We start from the raw sequence: 17288 nt of genomic DNA, 5'->3' as shown, positions 1-17288 counted from the left end.
TGGATCCGGGTCCAAGTGGCTCGGCAGACCCGGACCGCGACGAGGCGGAACGGGGCTCACCGGTGACGCTGTGCCCGCCCGTCCCGGTCCCTCGCCGACTCATGACGCCATGCCCGTCATTCCGGGACTCCGTCCAGGAGCGTTCGATTCGTCGGGCATCCTGTACAAGGGTCTGGTCGGAAGGTGGGAGGAACTGTGGTGAACGAGGGCGCTCAGGGCTCGCGGGGGGCCGAGGCTGCCGGGGCGTCTCCGCAGTTGCGGCTGGATGCTCTGCTGGACGACCTGCAGCAGCAGGTGACGCAGGTGCGGGCCGCCCGGGATCGGGTGCACACCTTGCTGGACGCGGTGCTGGCGGTCGGCTCCGACCTGGATCTCGAAATCGTCCTGCGCCGCATCGTGGAATCGGCGGTCACCCTGGTGGACGCCCAGTACGGGGCGCTCGGCGTGCTGGGGGACGAAGGCACGATCAAGCAGTTCGTCACGGTCGGGATCGACGAGGAGACCATCGCCCGCATCGGACCCTACCCCCGCGGCGAGGGCATCCTCGGCCTGCTCATCCGGCACCCGGAGCCACTCCGCCTGGCCGACCTGGCCGGGCATCCGGCGTCTGTCGGCTTCCCGGCCGGACACCCGCCGATGACCAGCTTCCTCGGCGCCCCGGTCCGGGTGCGCGACCAGGTGTTCGGCAACCTCTACCTCACCAACAAGCAGAGCGCCCCGGAGTTCGACTCCGACGACGAAGCGGTGCTGCGCACGCTGGCCGCGGCGGCCGGCGTGGCGATCGACAACGCCCGGCTGTACGACGACGCGCACCGCCGGCAGCGGTGGCTGGCGGCCAGCAACGAGCTGACCCGCAGCCTGCTGTCGGGCGCGGAACCCGCCGCGGTGCTGGAGTCCTTCACCGAGACGGTGCGCGAGATGGCCGGGGCGGACCTGGTCACCTTGGCCGTGCCGGTCGGCGGCAGCGGCGAACTCGTCATCGAGGCCGCTTCGGGAGAACCCGCCGAGCAGGTCCACGGGCTCGTGCTGACCTCCTCGACCCTGGCCGCGAAGGTCTTCACATCCGGCGAGACGATCACCAGCGACGCCGTCAGCGCCGACCCGCGCGCCGAGGGCGGCAGCGCCTCGGTGGTGGAGCTGGGGCCGGCGTTCCTCGTCCCACTCGGCACCCGGGAACACGTGCGCGGCGTGCTGCAGGTGGCCAACGCGCCGGGCGGTTCCGCCTTCACCGACGCCGTCATCGACATGGTCACGGGGTTCGGCAACCAGGCCGCGCTGGCCCTGGACGTCGCCGAGCACCGCCGGGACACCGAACGCATGCTCGTGCTCGACGACCGCGACAGGATCGCCCGGGACCTGCACGACCTGGTCATCCAACGCCTGTTCGCCGGGGCGCTGTCGTTGCAGTCCACGCTCGGCCGGGTCACCGACCGGCCGCAGGTGGGCGAACGGATCCAGCGGGTCGTGAACGACCTGGACGACACCATCAAGATCATCCGCTCCACCATCTACGGCCTGCGTGAGCACGACCAGCCCCGTCACGGCAGTGGACTGCGTGCTCAGCTGGTGGCTGCCACCGACCGGGCCGCCGAGTCCCTCGGCTTCGCCCCGGCGCTGCGCATGACCGGACTGCTCGACACGACCGTGTCCCCCGAGCAGGCCGAGCACCTGCTGGCCGTCCTCGGCGAGGCCCTGTCCAACACCGCCCGGCACGCACAGGCCCGCACGGTCGACATCAGCGTCGAGGCGACCGACGCCGCTCTCCGGCTGCGCGTGGCCGACAACGGGCGCGGGATGGACCCGGCCGTCGCCCGCCGCAGCGGTCTGGCCAACCTGCGCAAGCGCGCGGAGGACCTGGGCGGCACATTCAACCTGTCGCCGAACCGGCCGAACGGCGTCGTCGTCGAATGGGTCGTACCGCTCTCGCCCGCGGAGTGACCGTTCGAACAGCGGCCGGTGGACAGGGAGTTGTTCCCTGCGGGGAGTCGCCGTGCCCGGGCGTGCGGCACTCCGCCCGGCGGCCGAGGCTGCGCCGGGCGGACGGGGGCCGAGCAGGGGGCGTCGGGTCAGGCGGACGGCTCCGGCATGCGGGTGCCGACCCGGGCGCGTACCGCCTCGACGGTCTCCCACTGCTCGGTGCTCAGCAGCGCCAGTGCGGCGGGGAAGACGCCGTCCTGCTCCTTGAGGATGTGCTCGCGCAGCAGGTCGAGGGTCTCGATCAGCCGTTCCGGCCAGGTCGGGTCGGCCAGGTAGGGTCCGCTGGCCTCGGCCAGGACGGCCTCGATGCGCCGGTGCTCGTCCTCCAGCGCGGCGAACTTCTCGGGGAAGTCGCCGGCCATCGCCGGGAACAGCCCGTGCTCCTCCACCTGGGTGTGCGGGACCAGCACGGCGGCGATCTCCCGGGCCAGCTCCGCCATGTAGGCGATCTTGCCGTCGCGGTGGGCGTCGCGCACCCGGCTGATGAGCCGCACCACGGTCTCGTGCTCCAGCGTCAACTGGTCGATGGATTCCAGTGCCTGGCAGCCGCAGTACTCACACATCGCGTGCTCCTCTCCTGATCAGTGGGTCTGGGCGGTGGGGACGCGCCGGGTGAGGGCGTGGCGCACTCCCGTGCCGGTGAAGACCAGGGCCGTGGCGGCCACCGCCGCGAGGAGGGCCAGTCCGAGGGCGTACGAGCCGTAGGCGCCGTACAGCGAGCCCATCACCAGCGGCGGGACGAAGCCGCCGAGGCCGCCCGCGGCGCCGACGACACCGGTGACCGAGCCGACCATGTTCGCCGGGGCCAGCAGCGCCACCAGGGCGAACACCGCGCCGCTGCCCGCGCCGAGCGCGGCGGCCAGCGTCAGGAAAGCGATCGTGCCCACCGGCGCCAGGTCCGGTGTGAAGGCCTGTACGAAGGCTCCGGCGAGGACCGTGGTCAGCACCGCGGTCAGCACCCGCACCGGGCCCACGCGGTCCGACAGCCAGCCGCCGACCGGCCGCATCGCGACCGCCAGCAGCACGAAGCCGGCCATGCGGTTCGCCGCGTCCGCCTGGCCCAGGCCGTAGCCGGTCTTCAGGTAGGTCGGCAGGTACACCGAGAAGGCGACGTAGCCGCCGAAGGCCACCGCGTACAGGGCCGACGCCTGCCAGGTGACCCCGAGCCTCAGGGTGGCGGCCAGACGGCGGGCCGCCGGTTCGGTGGGCACCGCGCGGCCGGGCGCGTCCCGCAGCAGCAGGGCGGCCAGCACCGCGTAGACCGCGAGCACGACGGCGGTGATCAGGAAGGGGTCGGCCATGCCGTGCGCCTTCACCAGCTTCACCGTGGTGAGCGCGCTGATCGCGGTGCCGCCCATGCCGGCCCCGAAGATCCCGATGGCCAGTCCGCGCCGCTCCGGCGGGAACCAGGCGCCCACGAAGGGCACACCGACCGCGAACGCGGTACCGCCGACACCGAGGAAGAACCCGCCGACCAGCAGCTCGGCGAGCGAGGAGTGCCCGGCGAGGCCCAGGTAGAGCACCGGCACGATGGTGGCCGCCGACACCAGCGGGAACATCACGCGCCCGCCGAACCGGTCGGTCAGCGCGCCCACCGGGATCCGGCCCAGCGAGCCGACCACCACGGGCACCGCCACCAGCAGCGACTGCTGGAACGAGGTCAGCCCCAGGCTGTCCTTGAACCGGAGCCCGAGCGGGCTGAGCAGCGCCCAGGCCCAGAAGTTGACGGCGAAGCCCACCGTGGCCAACGCCAGCATCAGCCACGCCCGACCGGGAACGGCCGCCGGCGTCGCCGGTCCCTCTTCCTGCTTCCTCGACGGCTGAAGCATGCCGCCCGTCCCTTCGTCTTCGCGGAAGTGCGGCCCGGTGATCGGCCCGGGACCGCGGGCCGGCCGCGCGACGCGGGCTGGTGGCCCGCTGCCAATATCCACGTGCGGGCTCCCCCGGACGGTGGGCCATCCGGCCCCGGCACCCGGCCCGGCCGTCCCCGGTTGCCTGCCCGGCCGGGCCGGGCGACGGCCACGCGTACGACGTCGGCCACGACCTGGGCTGGAACGGGACAGGAGGCGAACGAGGGCCGTCCGGCCCTGACGGCGCACCGGTCGGTCGAGGCAGCATGGACCGATGTCCCACAACGACGGCTTCCGCGCACTGGACCGGCAGGAGTGCCTGCGCCTGCTGGCCAAGGTGCCGGTCGGCCGTGTCGTGTACACCCGACAGGCCTTGCCCGCCGTACTCCCGGTCAACTTCTCCCTGGACACGGACTCCTCCGTGCTGTTGCGGACCTCGGTGGGCTCGGACCTCGTCCGCGCGATCGACGGAGTCGTGGTCGCCTTCGAGGCCGACGAGTTCGACGCCGCCTCCCGGTCCGGCTGGAGCGTCGTCGTCACCGGCCGCGCCACGGTGGTGCGGGATCCCGCCGAACACGAGCGGCTGTCCCGGACCGGGCCGCGCTCGTGGGTCGTCACGGTCGACGGGGTCTTCGTACGCATCGAGTCCGAGATGGTCACCGGCCGGGAACTCACCGGTGCACGGCAGGGGCCGACCGGGGCGGCGCGGCCCCGGTAACAGTTCACCGTGGCCGGACAGGGCCTTGGCGCCCCCAGCACACTCAGGCCGCCGGCCCGCTGTCACCCAACGAGCGTGTGGGATCGGGCAGTTCCGCGAATGGAGCCAGGGTCTGCGCGGAGGCGCGCGGGGTCCGGCCGCCGTCGGGGCCGTAGCCGTAGCGGATCAGCACCTGCGGATGACACCGCCGGCGACCGAGGCCGCAGGCCGCTCGCAGGTCCGGCCACTCCATGGCCTGGTGCAGCAAAGAGGTGCGCACTCCGTGCATGGTCGCCGTGGGCAGCACGTGCTGAAGTGCCTGGCCCGCGCGCAGCCAGTCCTCCGGCCGGTCGTGGGAGGTGCACAACAGGGCCGCCTGGACGTGCCGTTCGAAGCGCGGCGCAGGCGGGTGCGGTGCGCGCGGCGGCCCCGTGAAGTCCCGCATCGGCAGCCGCCCGGCCGCATCCGCCGGGCCGAGAGCGGTGAGGGGAATGCCGTAGGGGGTGTCCGTTCCCGGCGGGGTGATCCAGCTGCGGGTCTCGGCGGTGCGTGCCGGGCCGGCGTGGTTGCGCGCCTCCGCGAGGGCGGTCAGGCGCAGCAGTCGCCGGATTCCGACGACGTCGGGCGTGTGCAGCCGTGCGCCCTCGGCGTGCGCGGCCACCGTCAGTTCGGCCACGATCGGATCGGGGACGGGGCGGCCGGTGAACGGCATCCGGCTGGTGTGGCGTCGGGCGATGGCGGCGTACAGGTCCGGCTCCGACAGCCGGCCGTCCTCCGGGCGCGGAGGACGGGTGAGCTCTACGGCGGCCAGCAGTTCCGGTTCCCCCGGGTCGGGCAGCAGTCGCACGGCCGGGTGCCGGCCCAGGTGTACGGCGGCGAGTCTGATGTTGAACACGGCCGCGCCCACGGACAGATGCCGGGCGCGGCCGTCGGGGTCGGCCAGCGGCAGTGACCGGGCGTCCGCCGCCGCGCCGGTCGCGTCGGACGGGGTGCGCAGGGAGTCGACCAGCGCGGTCAGGCAGCTGTGTTCGGCGATCAGGCTCTCGACGAGCAGGCGGCTGTCCGGCAGACGGCGCGCGGCCGGGTAGAGCACGGCTTCCTCGGCGGCCGCGTGCGGCAGGATTTCACGGTCGCAGAAGGCGACGAGGCCCGCGCGGATGCGCTCGGCGGCGTCCCGGTCGCGGCCCGCCGCGGTGAGCAGCATCGCCACACGGCCCGCCAACTCCCCGGCCATGCGGGCATGGTGCGCCTCCGCCGCTTCGAGGGCTGTGGCGTCCTCGGGGGCCGAGGCGAGGGTGAGAGCACTCACGAAGGTGCCTCCAGTGGTTCACGGCCGGGCGGCCCGGCCAGATGCGGGTTGAGGTGCCGGCTCGTCCGCCACGTCCCTGCGTGACCCACGCACGACGCGGCCTGGCGGGGCCGGTGACGGCACCGAGCCGTGGCGGGTGACCACGGGCCGTGGCGGCGAGCCGGACGGTGACCGGACCGGGAGCCCGCCGCGCCTGCCGCGGCCGTGGACACGAGAACACGTGGCCGGGCAGCCGGGCGCGAGGGCCTTCCGGCCGTTCCCGGCCGATCGGAAGTCAGCGTCCCCATACCGCTGTTGCCGAGGCTAGGGCCGAACGGCCCTCCCGCACCGGCCGATAGTCCTCCACCACCACTTCCCGCGCCCGGAAGAAGGGTCGGGAGCGGGCCGTACGGTCGCCAAGCAGGGCCGTTCGGCCTCGGGCCCGGCCGGAACCCGGCGCCTAGCGTTCCTGTCCATGGAGAACGACAAGATCGCGCGTCCCGCGCAGCGGCGCGCAGGTGAGGGCTGGCCGCTGGTGGCCCGCAGGCTGCTGACCCGCCGTGAGGTCTCGGCCGACGGACGCGCTGTCCTCGGCAAACTGCACGCCCTGAGCGCCTGCCTGCTCTTCGTGGCCTGGCCGTTTACCCGCCTCGTCCACGTGTGGAGCGCCCCGATCGGCTACCTGGCCCGGCCGCACCTGGTCTACCGGCGGCGGGCCACACCGGCCGCGGCCCCGACGGCCGTGCGCCGGCCCCGGCCCGCCTCCGGCTCCCGGCGCGCCGCATGAGCCACCAGCCCGCGCTCGCGCCCGACGCCACCGCCACCCGGCCCGCACGGGCCGTCGCCGCGAGCCGCCGAACGGGCCTGGTCATGCTGCTGACCGGGCTCGTCGGCTGGCTCGCCTCCTTCCAGCTCACCGTGGACGACTGGCGGCTGCTCCGCGATCCCGCCTACCAGCCGCCGTGCAACATCAGCCCCGTCGTCAGCTGCGGCAGCGTCATGTCGAGCGCGCAGGGCCGTGTGTTCGGCTTCCCCAACATGCTGCTCGGCCTGGGTGCCTTCGCCGCCGTGACCGCCCTGGGCGTCGCCGTGCTGTCCGGGGCGCGCCTGCACCGCCGGCTGTGGCTCGCGCTGGACGCCGGGGCGCTGGTGGGGGTGGTGTTCGTCCACTGGCTGATCGGACAGTCGCTCTACGAGCTGAACAAGATCTGCCCGTACTGCGCCGTGGTCTGGGCCGCCACCATCGCGCTGTTCTGGTACGTCACCGTGCACTGCCTGGAGCGGGGACTCGTCCCCGTGCCGCGAACCGTGCGGGAAGTCGTCCGGGACACGCACGGGATGCTGCTGGCCGCCTGGTACGGAGTGATCGCCCTGCTCGTCCTGACCCGGTTCTGGCCGTACTGGAGCAGCCTGGGCTGACACCTGGATTCCCTCGGGGGCCGGACAGCCCACTCGCTGAAGCCGTTTTCCGTGCCGGGCCGGTGGCCGGTGGGTCCTCAGGTCGGGACGTTCGGCCCCATCCGTGGCCGGCCGGCGAATTTAGGGTTGCCTGAGCAGGCGCGGGATGTGCGGGCGGAGAGCGAGGCACGAGCATGGTGACCATGGACCATGACCAGCCACTCCACGAGGACACGCCCATGCCCGGCGACGGAGTCGACGCCTCGCGGATGCCGGGGCACTGGCTCCTGGCCCGCATGGGCAAGCGCGTCCTGCGCCCGGGAGGTCTCGAGCTGACCCGGTGGATGCTGGACGCGCTGGACGTCGGCCCCGACGACCGGGTGGTGGAGCTGGCCGCCGGGCTGGGGGCGACCGCACGGCTGACCCTCGCCCGCCGCCCGGCCGCCTATACCGCCGTCGACCGCGATCCGGCCGCGGTGACGCGGCTGGGCAGGCTCGCGTCCGACCGGCGGACCACGATGCGAGCGGTCCGGGCGGACGCCGCCGACACCGGCCTGCCACGCGGCTGCGCCACCGTCGTGTACGGCGAGGCGATACTGACGATGCAGCCGGAACCGGCCAGGCGTCGCATCGTCGGGGAAGCGCGCCGACTGCTCACCGACGCCTCAAGCCGGTACGGCATCCACGAACTGTGCCTGCTGCCCGACGACATCGACCAGGCGCTCGCCGACCGGATCGCCGCCGACCTGCGCGACTCCCTCCGCGTCGGGGTCCGCCCGCTCACTGCGGCCGGCTGGTGCGACCTGCTGGCGTCCGAGGGCTTCGCCGTCACCGCGCGAAGGACGACCCCCATGGCTCTGCTCGAACCCCGTCGGATGGTCGCCGACGAGGGCATGGCCCGCGCCCTGCGGATCGCCGGGCACGCCCTGTGGGAGCCGTCGGCCCGTCGCCGCCTCCTGCACATGCGCAGCGTCTTCCGCCGCCACCAGGAGCACCTGGGCGCCATCAGCCTGATCGCCGTACCCACCCCGCCCGCTCACGGAGGAGGCATCCCGTGACAGCGACCGTGATCGGCGACCTGGCTGCCGATCTGCCACCGGCCGAGGACGGCACCCTCAGCCGCGTGCTGTACCGCGACGGCCGGATGCGCGTGGTCGGCTTCGCCTTCGCCGCCGGCCAGTCAAGGGCCGCCTCGAGCTCGTGCTCGGCGGGGAGAAGGCCGAGGCGACGCCCGGGAGCTGGATCCACCCCCTGCCCGCCCGGCTGCCGCACACCGTACGGGTGATGGAACCCACGATCATGCTGCTGACCATGCTGCCCGCCCGTGAACCGTCCGGTGCGGACAGGGGCGCCGGCGACTGACCGGACGACGGTCCGCGTCCGGAGACGGCCGCGCGAAGCCGCAGCGCCTTGTGACGCGGCCGGCCCCGCGCGGCGACGCCCCTGGCGATCGGGCGTGTCAGCCTTCGTCGTGGGCCAGCCACAGGTCGGGGCCGAAGACCTCGTAGCGGATGCGGCGCGCGGGGACGCCGGCCTGGAGGAGCTGGGTGCGGACGGCGCGCATGAAGGGCAGCGAGCCGCACAGGTACACGTCGGCGTCGGCGGGCAGGTCCAGGCCGTCGAGGTCCATCAGGCCGGCGTGGGCGCCGGGTTCGTCGCCCGCGTCCTGCTCGTACCAGAACTCCGCCCGTGCGCCGGGCAGTTGCTCGACCAGTCGGCGGGTGTCGGCGCGCAGGGCGTGCTCGGCCGGGGTGCGGTCGGCGTGCAGGACCCACACCGGCCGGGTCGAGCCGGTGGCGGCGAGGTGTTCGAGCATGCCGACCATCGGGGTGCAGCCGATGCCGGCGGAGACCAGCAGCAGCGGGGTGTCGGCGTCGTCGAGGACGACGTCTCCGAACGGCGCCGACAGGGTGAGCTCGTCGCCAACCTGGACGGTGCGGTGCAGCTGGGTGGAGACCTCGCCCTCGGGGGCGTCGGCGACGCTCGCCACCCGCTTGACCGTGATGCGCCGCAGCCGGTCGCCGGGAGCATTGGACAGGCTGTACTGGCGGGTCTGGTGGATGCCGTCGGCCAGGAGCACGCGGACGCTGACGTACTGGCCGGCACGGGCCCGGGGCAGCGGGCCGTCGTCGGCCGGGCGCAGCAGGAAGGACGCCACGTCGGGGGTCTCCTCCCGCCGCTCCACCACGGTCCACTGCCGCCAGGGCTTGCGCGGGTCGACCTGTGCTTCCTGGTAGAGGCGGGCCTCCTGGGCGATGAGGGCCCCGGCCATCAGCCAGTACACCTCGTCCCAGGCGGCGGCCACGTCCGCGGTGACGGCCTCGCCCAGGACGTCGCCGATGGCACGGAAGAGGTACTTGTGGACGATGGTGTACTGGTCCTCGGTGACGCCGAGCGCGGCGTGCTTGTGCGCGATCCGGGCCAGCAGGGCGTCCGGGCGGGTGCCGGGGTCGGCCAGCAGCGCCTTGGCGAAGCCCGCGATGGACCCGGCCAGCGCCCGGCGCTGCTCCCCGCTGGCCTGGTTGCCGCGGTTGAACAGGCCGTCCAGCAGCTCGGGTTGCTCGGCGAACATGGTGCCGTAGAAGCGTGTGGTGATCTCGTCCAGGGCGCCGCCGACGGCGGGCAGGGTGGCACGGACCACGGCGGCCGACTCGGGCGAAAGCATGGGACTCCTCCGGAGACGCGGGCAGGTTGGGGGACGGCGTTCACCGTCACAGCCGGGATCCCGGGTGCGGGTCGACCGGCACGTCGATCATTCCGGCCCGGCCGTCGCCCGCCATAGGGCCGAACCGTCCTGAGGACAGGGCCCGTCGGTCCGGCCGCCGCTTCTGAACCGCTCAGGCGCCTCGCGCCCGGGCACACCGGTACGCGTCCGGAAACGCATCCCGGAAAGACGAGGCAGAAGGCCTAGACGAAGTCGAGAACATCCCGGACGGGACGGCGGGGCGTGGCGGGACCGTGGGGCCCGTAGCCCACGCGCAGCACCATCTGGACGTGGCCGCTGCCGGCCACCGGGTCACGGGCGAGCAGGCGCAGGTCCGGGCTCTCCAGGGCGTGTGAGGTCAGGGAGGTCGCCAGCCCCGCGAGGGTCGCCTCCAGCAGGACGCGTTCCAGGGCCTGACCCGCGCGGAGCCAGTCCGAAGGCGCGTCGCCCGGTGTGCTCAGCAGCGCCAGGTGAGGGTTCCTCTCGAAGGAGGTGGTGCCGCGATCGGCCACGGGACGGCGGCCGGCGAAATCACGCAACGGGGCCTTGCCGTCCCTCATCCGGGGCCCGAAGGCGTACTCGGGGACGCCGTCGGTGGCGATGTCCGCCTCCGGACCGAGCCGGGTCCAGCGGTGCAGGTCCTCCATGCCCTCGGGATTCGAGGCGTCCCGGCTCTCCGCGTCGTGCACCAGTCCGAGCACGGTTTCCACGTGCCAGGGTCCGGGGAACAGCAGCTCGGCTCCCTCCCGGTGGGCAGCGTTCCGCAAGGCGGCTCGTGCGTCCTCCGGGATGTCCTTCTCGTCGAAGGGGTGCCGGCTGGTGTGCCGCTCGCGGATCGCGGGGTGCAGGCGCGCAAGGCCGTCCTCGTCCGCCGAGGGCGGCGCCTCCCCCAGCCGGACCGTGGCGAGCAGCAGCGGCTCGGCGGGATCCGGCAGCAGCTCGGCCACGGGGGCGAACCCGGCGTGCACGGCGGCGACGCGCAGATTGAACAGAGCCGCACCGCAGCCGATGTGCAGCGCCCTGTTCTCGGGGTCGGAGCGAGGCATGGCCCGATCGGGATCGGCGAGCAGCTGGAGGGCCCGCTCACCGGCCACGAACCGGAAGCGCCATGGCTGGGCGTTGTGCATGGACGGGGCGGCGACGGCCTCGCCGACCAGCGCGGTCACGATCTTCGCGTCCAGCTGCCGCGTGTCCATCGCGCCTCCCTCACAGCACACGGTCCCGCCATCGGCCGGCCACTTCCCAGTATCCGCCGAACGGCGTCGGCGGCCCCGTGAAGCCCACGCGCCACAGACCCACCACCAGGAGTCTGGTTCAGACCCGTTTGCGGCCGAGAAATCAGGCTGTGCCGGGGGTGACCAGCACGTTGTCGCCGGAGCGGCCGGCGAGGTAGTCCTCGACGTTGGCCACGGTGGTCCGGGCGATCTGGCCGACGGCGTCCCTGGTGAAGTAGGCCTGGTGCGAGGTGACGCGGACGTTGTTGAAGGTCGTCAGCCTCGCGAGGCGTTCGTCGGTCATCACCTCCAGCGACTTGTCCAGGAAGAACACACCGGCCTCCTCCTCGTACACGTCGAGGCCGACACCGGTCAGCCGTGCCGCGCGCAGCGTCTCCAGCAGGGCGTCGGTGTCCACAGCCCGCCGCGGCTGGAGTTGATCAGGATCGCGTCGTCCTTCATCAGCGCCAGTGCCTCGGTGTCGACGAGGTGATGGGTCGCCGGCAGCAGCGGCACGTGCAGGCTGACCAGGTCCGCCTCGGCGAACAGCCGCTCGCGCGGGACGTACGCCATCCCGAGGGCGAGGCAGTCGGGATCCTGCGCGATGTCCGGGATCCTGCGCGATGTCCCAGCCCAGCAGCCGCATCCCGAACCCGTGGGCGATCCGGGCGAACGCCGTACCGATCTTGCCGGTGCCCACCACGCCCGCCGTACGGCCCCGCAGATCGCGGCCCATCAGCCCGTCGAGCCGGAAGTCGAACTCCCGGGTACGGTGCGCGGCCCGGACGATCCGGCGGTTGACCGCCAGCGCCAGCGCCCAGGCGAACTCGGCGACCGAGTACGGCGAGTAGTACGAGAGACCCGGGCCACCGTGAGCCCGAGTTCCCCGGCGGTGTCCAGGTCGACGTTGTTGTAACCGGTGGAACCCTGGGCGATCATTCTGGTGCCGCCCTTGGCCAGCGAGCGCAGGACCTCCGCGTCCAGGGTGTCGTTGACGCTGCTGAGGACGACCTCGTCGCCGGCGGCGGTCGGGGCGGTGTTCCGGTCCAGGAACATGCCGAGGCACCGCAGCTCGTGCCGGCCGGCGAACGCGGTGTCGAACGCTTCCCTCAGCAACGGCTCCTCGTCCGCGAGAACGCCGTACGCAACGACCTCCACCTGCTGCTCCTCGCACCGGGATCAAACGATCACTTCTCCACCGTAGGCCGTGGTCGCCGACGTGGAGAGGGCCGATGAGCTCGGGAAGCGGGCCCCTTGGTCCTGGGACGCCGGGCAGGCACGGCAGGTCAGCCGGCGGCAGTGCCGCTCTCCCGGCAGGCCCGGAAGGTCACACACGCACCGCCCACAAGGTGCCGCCGCCGTCGAGGACCGCGACCGTGTCGCCGCTCGCGGCAGGCTCGCTCATGGCCGTGCTGTCGAACTGGCCCGTCCAGAGCGTGCGGCCGTGCTCCACTCCGACGATCCGCACGGTGGTCCAGTGCTGGAACACCCGTGCCTCACCGGTCTCGGAGAGCAGGGCGTACTTGCCGGCGGTCTGCACTCTCCGAGTGTCGGCGTGCCACCGCTTCGTGCCGTCGCCGGCGGCCAGGCACACCGCTCCCGATCCCGTGGACAGGACGAACCCGCCCGCCACGCTGGTCGTCGCCCGTTCCTTCAGGTCAACCTCTTGGTACGTACGGCCGTAGGTCCAGGTCCGCTCGCCGGTGAGTCCGTTCAGTGCGGTCGGCTTCCGGCGGGACCCCGCGGCCAGCGGAAGGAACACCGTGGTGCCCGACACCAGCTGGTCGAGCGGCTGGAACGCCCCGGTGACGAGGGTGTCCGGTTTGGTCTGCTGGAACGGGCTCCGCCACATCACCTCGCCTGTGTCCGCCTTGCGGCAGACGAGGTCGACGGGGACCGTCTTGCCGGCCTCGTAGCAGAGCAGGCCCTCACCCAGGGGCTGCGCCAGGTCGCCCTGCGGCTGGAAGCCGGAGCGTGTCCACAGCGTCTTGCCCGTCTTGCCGAGTACTGCGATTCCGCCGCTGCAGAGGATCAGGTCGCCGGCCAGGATCCATGTGGCGTCGTAGGGGGAGGATACGTCGGTCACCCATCGCTGCTGCCCGGTGCGCGGATCGATTCCGATCACCCGACCGTCCTCTCCGCTGATCAGCAGGCCGCTGGGCCGGTGCACATCCAGCCCCATGGCGCTGTTGGAGAGGGACTGCTGCCACCGGCGCTCGCCGGTGGCAGCGTCGAAGGCGTGCACCTGTCCGCCTTTGTGATCGGAGTCCTGGGTCAGGGCGAGGATCGTGCCGCCGACGACCGTGAAGCGTGCTTCGCGGGCCCAGGCCGCGTCGAGGGACGCCTTCCACAGACGCTTACCGGTGGCGAGGTCGAAGGTGTGGAGCGCGGCGGTCTCCTTGAAGTAGTGACCGGCGGCCACATGACACCGGCCGTCGGCCAGGACGACGTCCGGACCGTCGGAATTGATCACGTCGACGTCCGCGATCTTCTGCGACCAGGCGACCGGGTCCCGCTTGGGGTCTCCGGTCAGGTACATCGCCGCCGCCCCTCCGGCGACCACGACCGCGGCGACGCCCGCGCCCCCCAGGAGCAGGCTGCGCCGGCTCATGCCCGTTCCACCGAACGGCCCGGCAGGCGCCTGAACCGTGGACGCCGCCGCGAGATCGTCGGACACGGGGGCAGCGGAAGGCGGTGGGCTCGCGTGCTCCTGCCGGTCGGCGACGGTGGGGGTGTAGCGAACCGCGGGCACGGCCTGCCGCACACCACCCAGGCGCCGCAGCTCGTCGGCGAGCACGGCGGCCGATTCGTACCGCTCGCGCGGGTCCTTGGCCAGCAGCCGACCGACCAGGCGGTCCCACGGAGCGGGTACACCGGGCACGAGGCTGCTCGGCGCGGGGGGCGGATCGTGAAGGTGCGCCGTGACGTACCCGAGGGTGTCCGGGGCGTCGAACGGCAGCCGCCCGGTGAGCAGTTCGAACAGCACACACCCGAGGGAGTACAGGTCGCTGCGCTGCTCGGGGCGCCCGCGTGCCTGCTCGGGTGCCATGTACGCGGCCGTGCCCACCATGAACCCGGTGTGGGTCAGCCGGTCACCGGTGGCCGAGGCGTCGGCGGCGCGGGCGATCCCGAAGTCGAGCACCTTCAGGCCGCCCGAGGCCGTGACGAACAGGTTCGCGGGCTTGATGTCACGGTGGAGGATGCCGGCGGCGTGCGCCTCACCCAGCGCGTCGCACACCTGCGCCCCCCACCGCGCCACCTCCTCCTCGCCGACAGGCCCGCGCCGGACGACGGCGTCCAGGCCCTCGCCCCGGAGCAGTTCCATCACGAGGAACGGCGTCGTGCCCTGGTCGGTGGTTGCCTCACCGAGGTCGTGGACGGTCACGATGTGGGGATGCTGCAGCGCTGCGGTGATCCGCGCCTCCCGCAGAAACCGGGCGCGCGCCTCGTCGGCCCGGCTGCCGCCACCCGCGAGGACCGAGATCACCTTGACCGCGACCGGCCGCCGCAGACTGGTGTCCTGCGCCTCCCACACCTCCCCCATCCCGCCGCGCCCCAGCGGGCGCACCAGGCGGTAGCGGTCAGCGAGTATCAGATCCCGGTCGTCCACAGCCCGAAGTCCCCCGGCGGTAAGCGGTTTTCATCCGGCAGCGTTGATCGTAGACCGTGCCACCGATGACACAGGACCTGGGCGACAGCAGATTTCGCCCGTCCGCTCGCGCGCAGGAGCGCACCAAGTCACCGTCTCCTTGGCGCCGAGAGGAGAGGGCTGCCCAGCCGCCGGCGACTGGGGAACTGCCTGATGCCCGGCGCAGGGCGCGGCGCTACAAGTCTCCCTGCGCGGTGTTCACGGGCTCGCCGTCCGTCCGGCGGGCAGGCCGGTTCGGGGCGCGCACCGGTCGGAGCGGCCGGTGACGACGCACCGCCTCGCGGGCGGCCCACCCGGCGGGCGCTGAGGATGCGGTTCGACGTGCCGGCGGCAGCCGCGTCGAAGGCCTCGTCGAGCTCACCGGCCTCGCGGTTCAGCGTCACCGTGAGGCCGGTGGGCGCCGAGACCGCCGAGACCGTGGTCCCGGCCGGTGCCGCGTCCGCCGCCGACGAGGCCGAGAAGGCTCAGGAGGCGGCGGCGGTCGTCGAGGCGCCCGCTGCCGAGGAGGCCGCCGAGACCGTCGTACCGGCCACCGCCGCGTCGGGCAAGCCGTCCTCCACCGGCACCCGGACGGCGATCCCGGCCAGCGCGTCACGCCCGCTGCGGTACGACGGCGACCGGGCAGGCGGCGTGGTGCAGCACCGCGTGGGCGACACGGCCGAGTTGGAGGCCGTGGTGGCCCTCGCGCCGCCGGGCTCCGACGACCAGCAGGTCCGCCTCGGCCGAGACGGCCGTCAGCACCGGGCGGGCGGGGCCCTCGACGGTACGCCGGCGCACCTCGACATCGGCCGGGACGTCCCGCAGGGCCGCTTCCAGCACCTCCGCGGCCCGTTCCGCATGCCGTCGGGCCGCCTCGCCCGTCAACTGGCCGTGCTCGATGCTCTCGTGCGCGGGGCAGCGCCAGGCTCGTACGGCGTCAAGAGGCACTCCGCGCAGCCGCGCCTCGTCCACGGCGAAGCGCACCGCCGCCGCGCTCTCCGCGTTGTCGCCGACGCCGACGGCGATGCGGCCGCGCATCCCGGACCGCGCCTGGTTGTCGTGGCTGCCGCGCAGCACGACGACCGGGCAGTGCGCGTGACCGGCCACCGTCACGCTGACGGAGCCGAGGAGCGCCTCGGCCACTCCGCTTCGGCCGCGGGAGCCCAGGACGACCGCCGAGGCGGTGCGGCTCTCCCGTACGAGGGCGTACTCCGGTTCCTCGGGCAGGACGTCGGTGGAGATCTTCATGTCGGCCTGCCGGCGCCGGGCCCGCCGCTCGGCCGTCGCCACCACGTCCTCGGCCATCACCTGCTCGGAGGGCTTGCCGAGCTCTTCGGCGAGACAGACGCCCTCGTACCGTTCCCACAGCGAGGCGTACACCAAGCGGAGCGGCACCCCGCGCACGGCGGCCTCGTCGGCCGCCCAGTCGACGGCCCGCAGGCTCGGCTCGGAGCCGTCCACGCCCACGACGATCGGGAGGTCCATCGCCATCAGCCCTCCGCTGCGAGGTCGAAGACGACGCGGGCCTTGACCTGGCCGCCCAGGACCTCGCCGATGGATTCGTTGACGGAGGTGAGGGGCCGGGTCTCATGGATGACCTCGGTGCGGCCGGCCGCGTGGAGCCGGAAGACCTCGGCGAGATCCTGCCGGGTGCCCACGATGGAGCCGATCACCGAGGTGCCGTTCAGCACGGTGTCGAAGATCGGGACGCGGACGGTGCCGTGCGCGGGCAGGGCCACCATGACCAGCTTCCCGCCGCGTCGCAGCCCGGAGTTGACCGCCTCGAACGCGGCGTCGTTCACCGCGAGCGCGATCGCGGCGTGGGCCCCACCGTGCTCCCTGAGCACCTGGCCGACGTCCTGTGTGCGGGCGTCGATGACGAGATCGGCGCCGAGTTCCTCGGCGAGTTCGAGCTTGTCGTCGGTGACGTCGATCGCGGCGACGGTGGCACCGGCGATCTTCGCGTACTGCACGGCGAGGTGACCGAGGCCTCCGACGCCGGAGATCGCCACCAGCTGGGTGGGCCGGACCTCGGCGACCTTCAACGCCTTGTACGTCGTCACGCCGGCGCACGTCAGCGGGGCGGCCTCGAACGGCGTGATGCCCTCGGGAACCGGCTGGGCGAAGTCGGCCCAGGCGAGCATCTTCTCCGCGTAGCCGCCGTCGCAGCCGTAGCCGGTGTTGATCTGCTGCTCGCACAGGGTCTCCCAGCCGGACAGGCAGTGCTCGCAGCGCCCGCAGGCCTTGCCCAGCCACGGCACGGCGACCCGCCGGCCGACGGTCAGGTGGGTGACGCCGTCACCGAGCGCCTCGACCACGCCGACGCCCTCGTGACCGGGCACGAACGGCGGGTTCGGCTTGACCGGCCAGTCGCCGTGCGCGGCGTGGATGTCGGTGTGGCACAGCCCGCAGGCCTCGACGCGGATGCGGACCTGGCCGGGGCCGGGCTCGGGATCGGGGCGTTCCTCGATGACGAGGGGTTCGCCGAAGGCTCGTACGACTGCTGCCTTCATGTGTCGGCTCCTCAGGGTC

At 73.2% G+C, this 17288-nt stretch carries 14 protein-coding genes and 1 pseudogene; 6 read left to right on the top strand and 9 right to left on the bottom strand.

What is annotated here, in order from left to right; all coding sequences use genetic code 11:
• Nucleotides 1–198: 198 nt before the first annotated feature.
• The gene (locus ACQPXS_RS41085) at nt 199–1938 is read left to right on the top strand and encodes a sensor histidine kinase (protein WP_433454605.1); all 1740 of its coding nucleotides are present in this window, start codon (nt 199–201) and stop codon (nt 1936–1938) included.
• 128 nt (nt 1939–2066) lie between these two features.
• On the opposite strand, the gene ACQPXS_RS41080 is transcribed toward ACQPXS_RS41085, so the two are convergent.
• Together ACQPXS_RS41080 and ACQPXS_RS41075 are read right to left on the bottom strand one after the other, a co-directional pair.
• Entirely contained in the window at nt 2067–2540 is a 474-nt protein-coding gene (locus ACQPXS_RS41080; protein ID WP_433454604.1) for a hemerythrin domain-containing protein, read from the bottom strand.
• A gap of 18 nt (nt 2541–2558) precedes the next feature.
• Nucleotides 2559–3806, bottom strand: a complete 1248-nt coding sequence (locus tag ACQPXS_RS41075) for an MFS transporter (protein ID WP_433454603.1) — start codon at nt 3804–3806, stop codon at nt 2559–2561.
• Nucleotides 3807–4101: 295 nt separating this feature from the next.
• Between ACQPXS_RS41075 and ACQPXS_RS41070 the strand changes: the two genes are divergently transcribed.
• Entirely contained in the window at nt 4102–4545 is a 444-nt protein-coding gene (locus ACQPXS_RS41070) for a pyridoxamine 5'-phosphate oxidase family protein (protein ID WP_433454602.1), read from the top strand.
• Nucleotides 4546–4588: 43 nt separating this feature from the next.
• Here the strand turns inward: ACQPXS_RS41070 and ACQPXS_RS41065 are convergent, their stop codons facing one another.
• A complete protein-coding gene (locus ACQPXS_RS41065) occupies nt 4589–5833 on the bottom strand; it encodes an Acg family FMN-binding oxidoreductase (protein WP_433454601.1) in 1245 nt (414 codons plus the stop codon).
• 454 nt (nt 5834–6287) lie between these two features.
• Here ACQPXS_RS41065 and ACQPXS_RS41060 point away from each other — a divergent pair, with 454 nt between their 5' ends.
• From ACQPXS_RS41060 to ACQPXS_RS41045, 4 genes are all read left to right on the top strand, one after another.
• Entirely contained in the window at nt 6288–6599 is a 312-nt protein-coding gene (locus tag ACQPXS_RS41060; protein ID WP_433454600.1) for a respiratory nitrate reductase subunit gamma, read from the top strand.
• Complete coding sequence (locus tag ACQPXS_RS41055; protein ID WP_433454599.1) at nt 6596–7231, top strand: vitamin K epoxide reductase family protein; 636 nt, start codon at nt 6596–6598, stop codon at nt 7229–7231. Before ACQPXS_RS41060 ends, ACQPXS_RS41055 begins: the two co-directional genes overlap by 4 nt.
• Before the next feature lie 182 nt (nt 7232–7413).
• Nucleotides 7414–8268 carry a class I SAM-dependent methyltransferase gene (locus ACQPXS_RS41050; RefSeq protein ID WP_433454598.1) on the top strand — a complete coding sequence of 285 codons (855 nt, stop codon included), beginning with the start codon at nt 7414–7416 and terminating at the stop codon, nt 8266–8268.
• Between the two features lie 142 nt (nt 8269–8410).
• Nucleotides 8411–8572, top strand: a complete 162-nt coding sequence (locus ACQPXS_RS41045) for a hypothetical protein (RefSeq protein WP_433454597.1) — start codon at nt 8411–8413, stop codon at nt 8570–8572.
• A 97-nt stretch (nt 8573–8669) separates the two neighbouring features.
• Here the strand turns inward: ACQPXS_RS41045 and ACQPXS_RS41040 are convergent, their stop codons facing one another.
• The 6 genes and pseudogenes from ACQPXS_RS41040 to adhP form a co-directional block, all read right to left on the bottom strand.
• Nucleotides 8670–9875, bottom strand: coding sequence for a globin domain-containing protein (locus tag ACQPXS_RS41040; RefSeq protein WP_433454596.1), 1206 nt, complete (start codon nt 9873–9875; stop codon nt 8670–8672).
• Nucleotides 9876–10117: 242 nt separating this feature from the next.
• Nucleotides 10118–11110 carry an Acg family FMN-binding oxidoreductase gene (locus ACQPXS_RS41035; RefSeq protein ID WP_433454595.1) on the bottom strand — a complete coding sequence of 331 codons (993 nt, stop codon included), beginning with the start codon at nt 11108–11110 and terminating at the stop codon, nt 10118–10120.
• Nucleotides 11111–11252: 142 nt separating this feature from the next.
• Nucleotides 11253–12286 (bottom strand): annotated as a pseudogene (locus ACQPXS_RS41030) (2-hydroxyacid dehydrogenase).
• A gap of 169 nt (nt 12287–12455) precedes the next feature.
• Complete coding sequence (locus ACQPXS_RS41025) at nt 12456–14738, bottom strand: protein kinase domain-containing protein (protein ID WP_433454594.1); 2283 nt, start codon at nt 14736–14738, stop codon at nt 12456–12458.
• 630 nt (nt 14739–15368) lie between these two features.
• Nucleotides 15369–16241, bottom strand: coding sequence for a universal stress protein (locus tag ACQPXS_RS41020; protein ID WP_433456176.1), 873 nt, complete (start codon nt 16239–16241; stop codon nt 15369–15371).
• A 5-nt stretch (nt 16242–16246) separates the two neighbouring features.
• A complete protein-coding gene (adhP, locus tag ACQPXS_RS41015) occupies nt 16247–17269 on the bottom strand; it encodes an alcohol dehydrogenase AdhP (RefSeq protein ID WP_433454593.1) in 1023 nt (340 codons plus the stop codon).
• Nucleotides 17270–17288: the final 19 nt, after the last annotated feature.

Source organism: Streptomyces sp. CA-142005, from assembly GCF_050942335.1.
GTDB lineage: Bacteria > Actinomycetota > Actinomycetes > Streptomycetales > Streptomycetaceae > Streptomyces.
The sequence above is the reverse complement of the archived record's forward strand: the minus strand, read 5'-3'. Positions and strand labels throughout refer to the sequence as shown.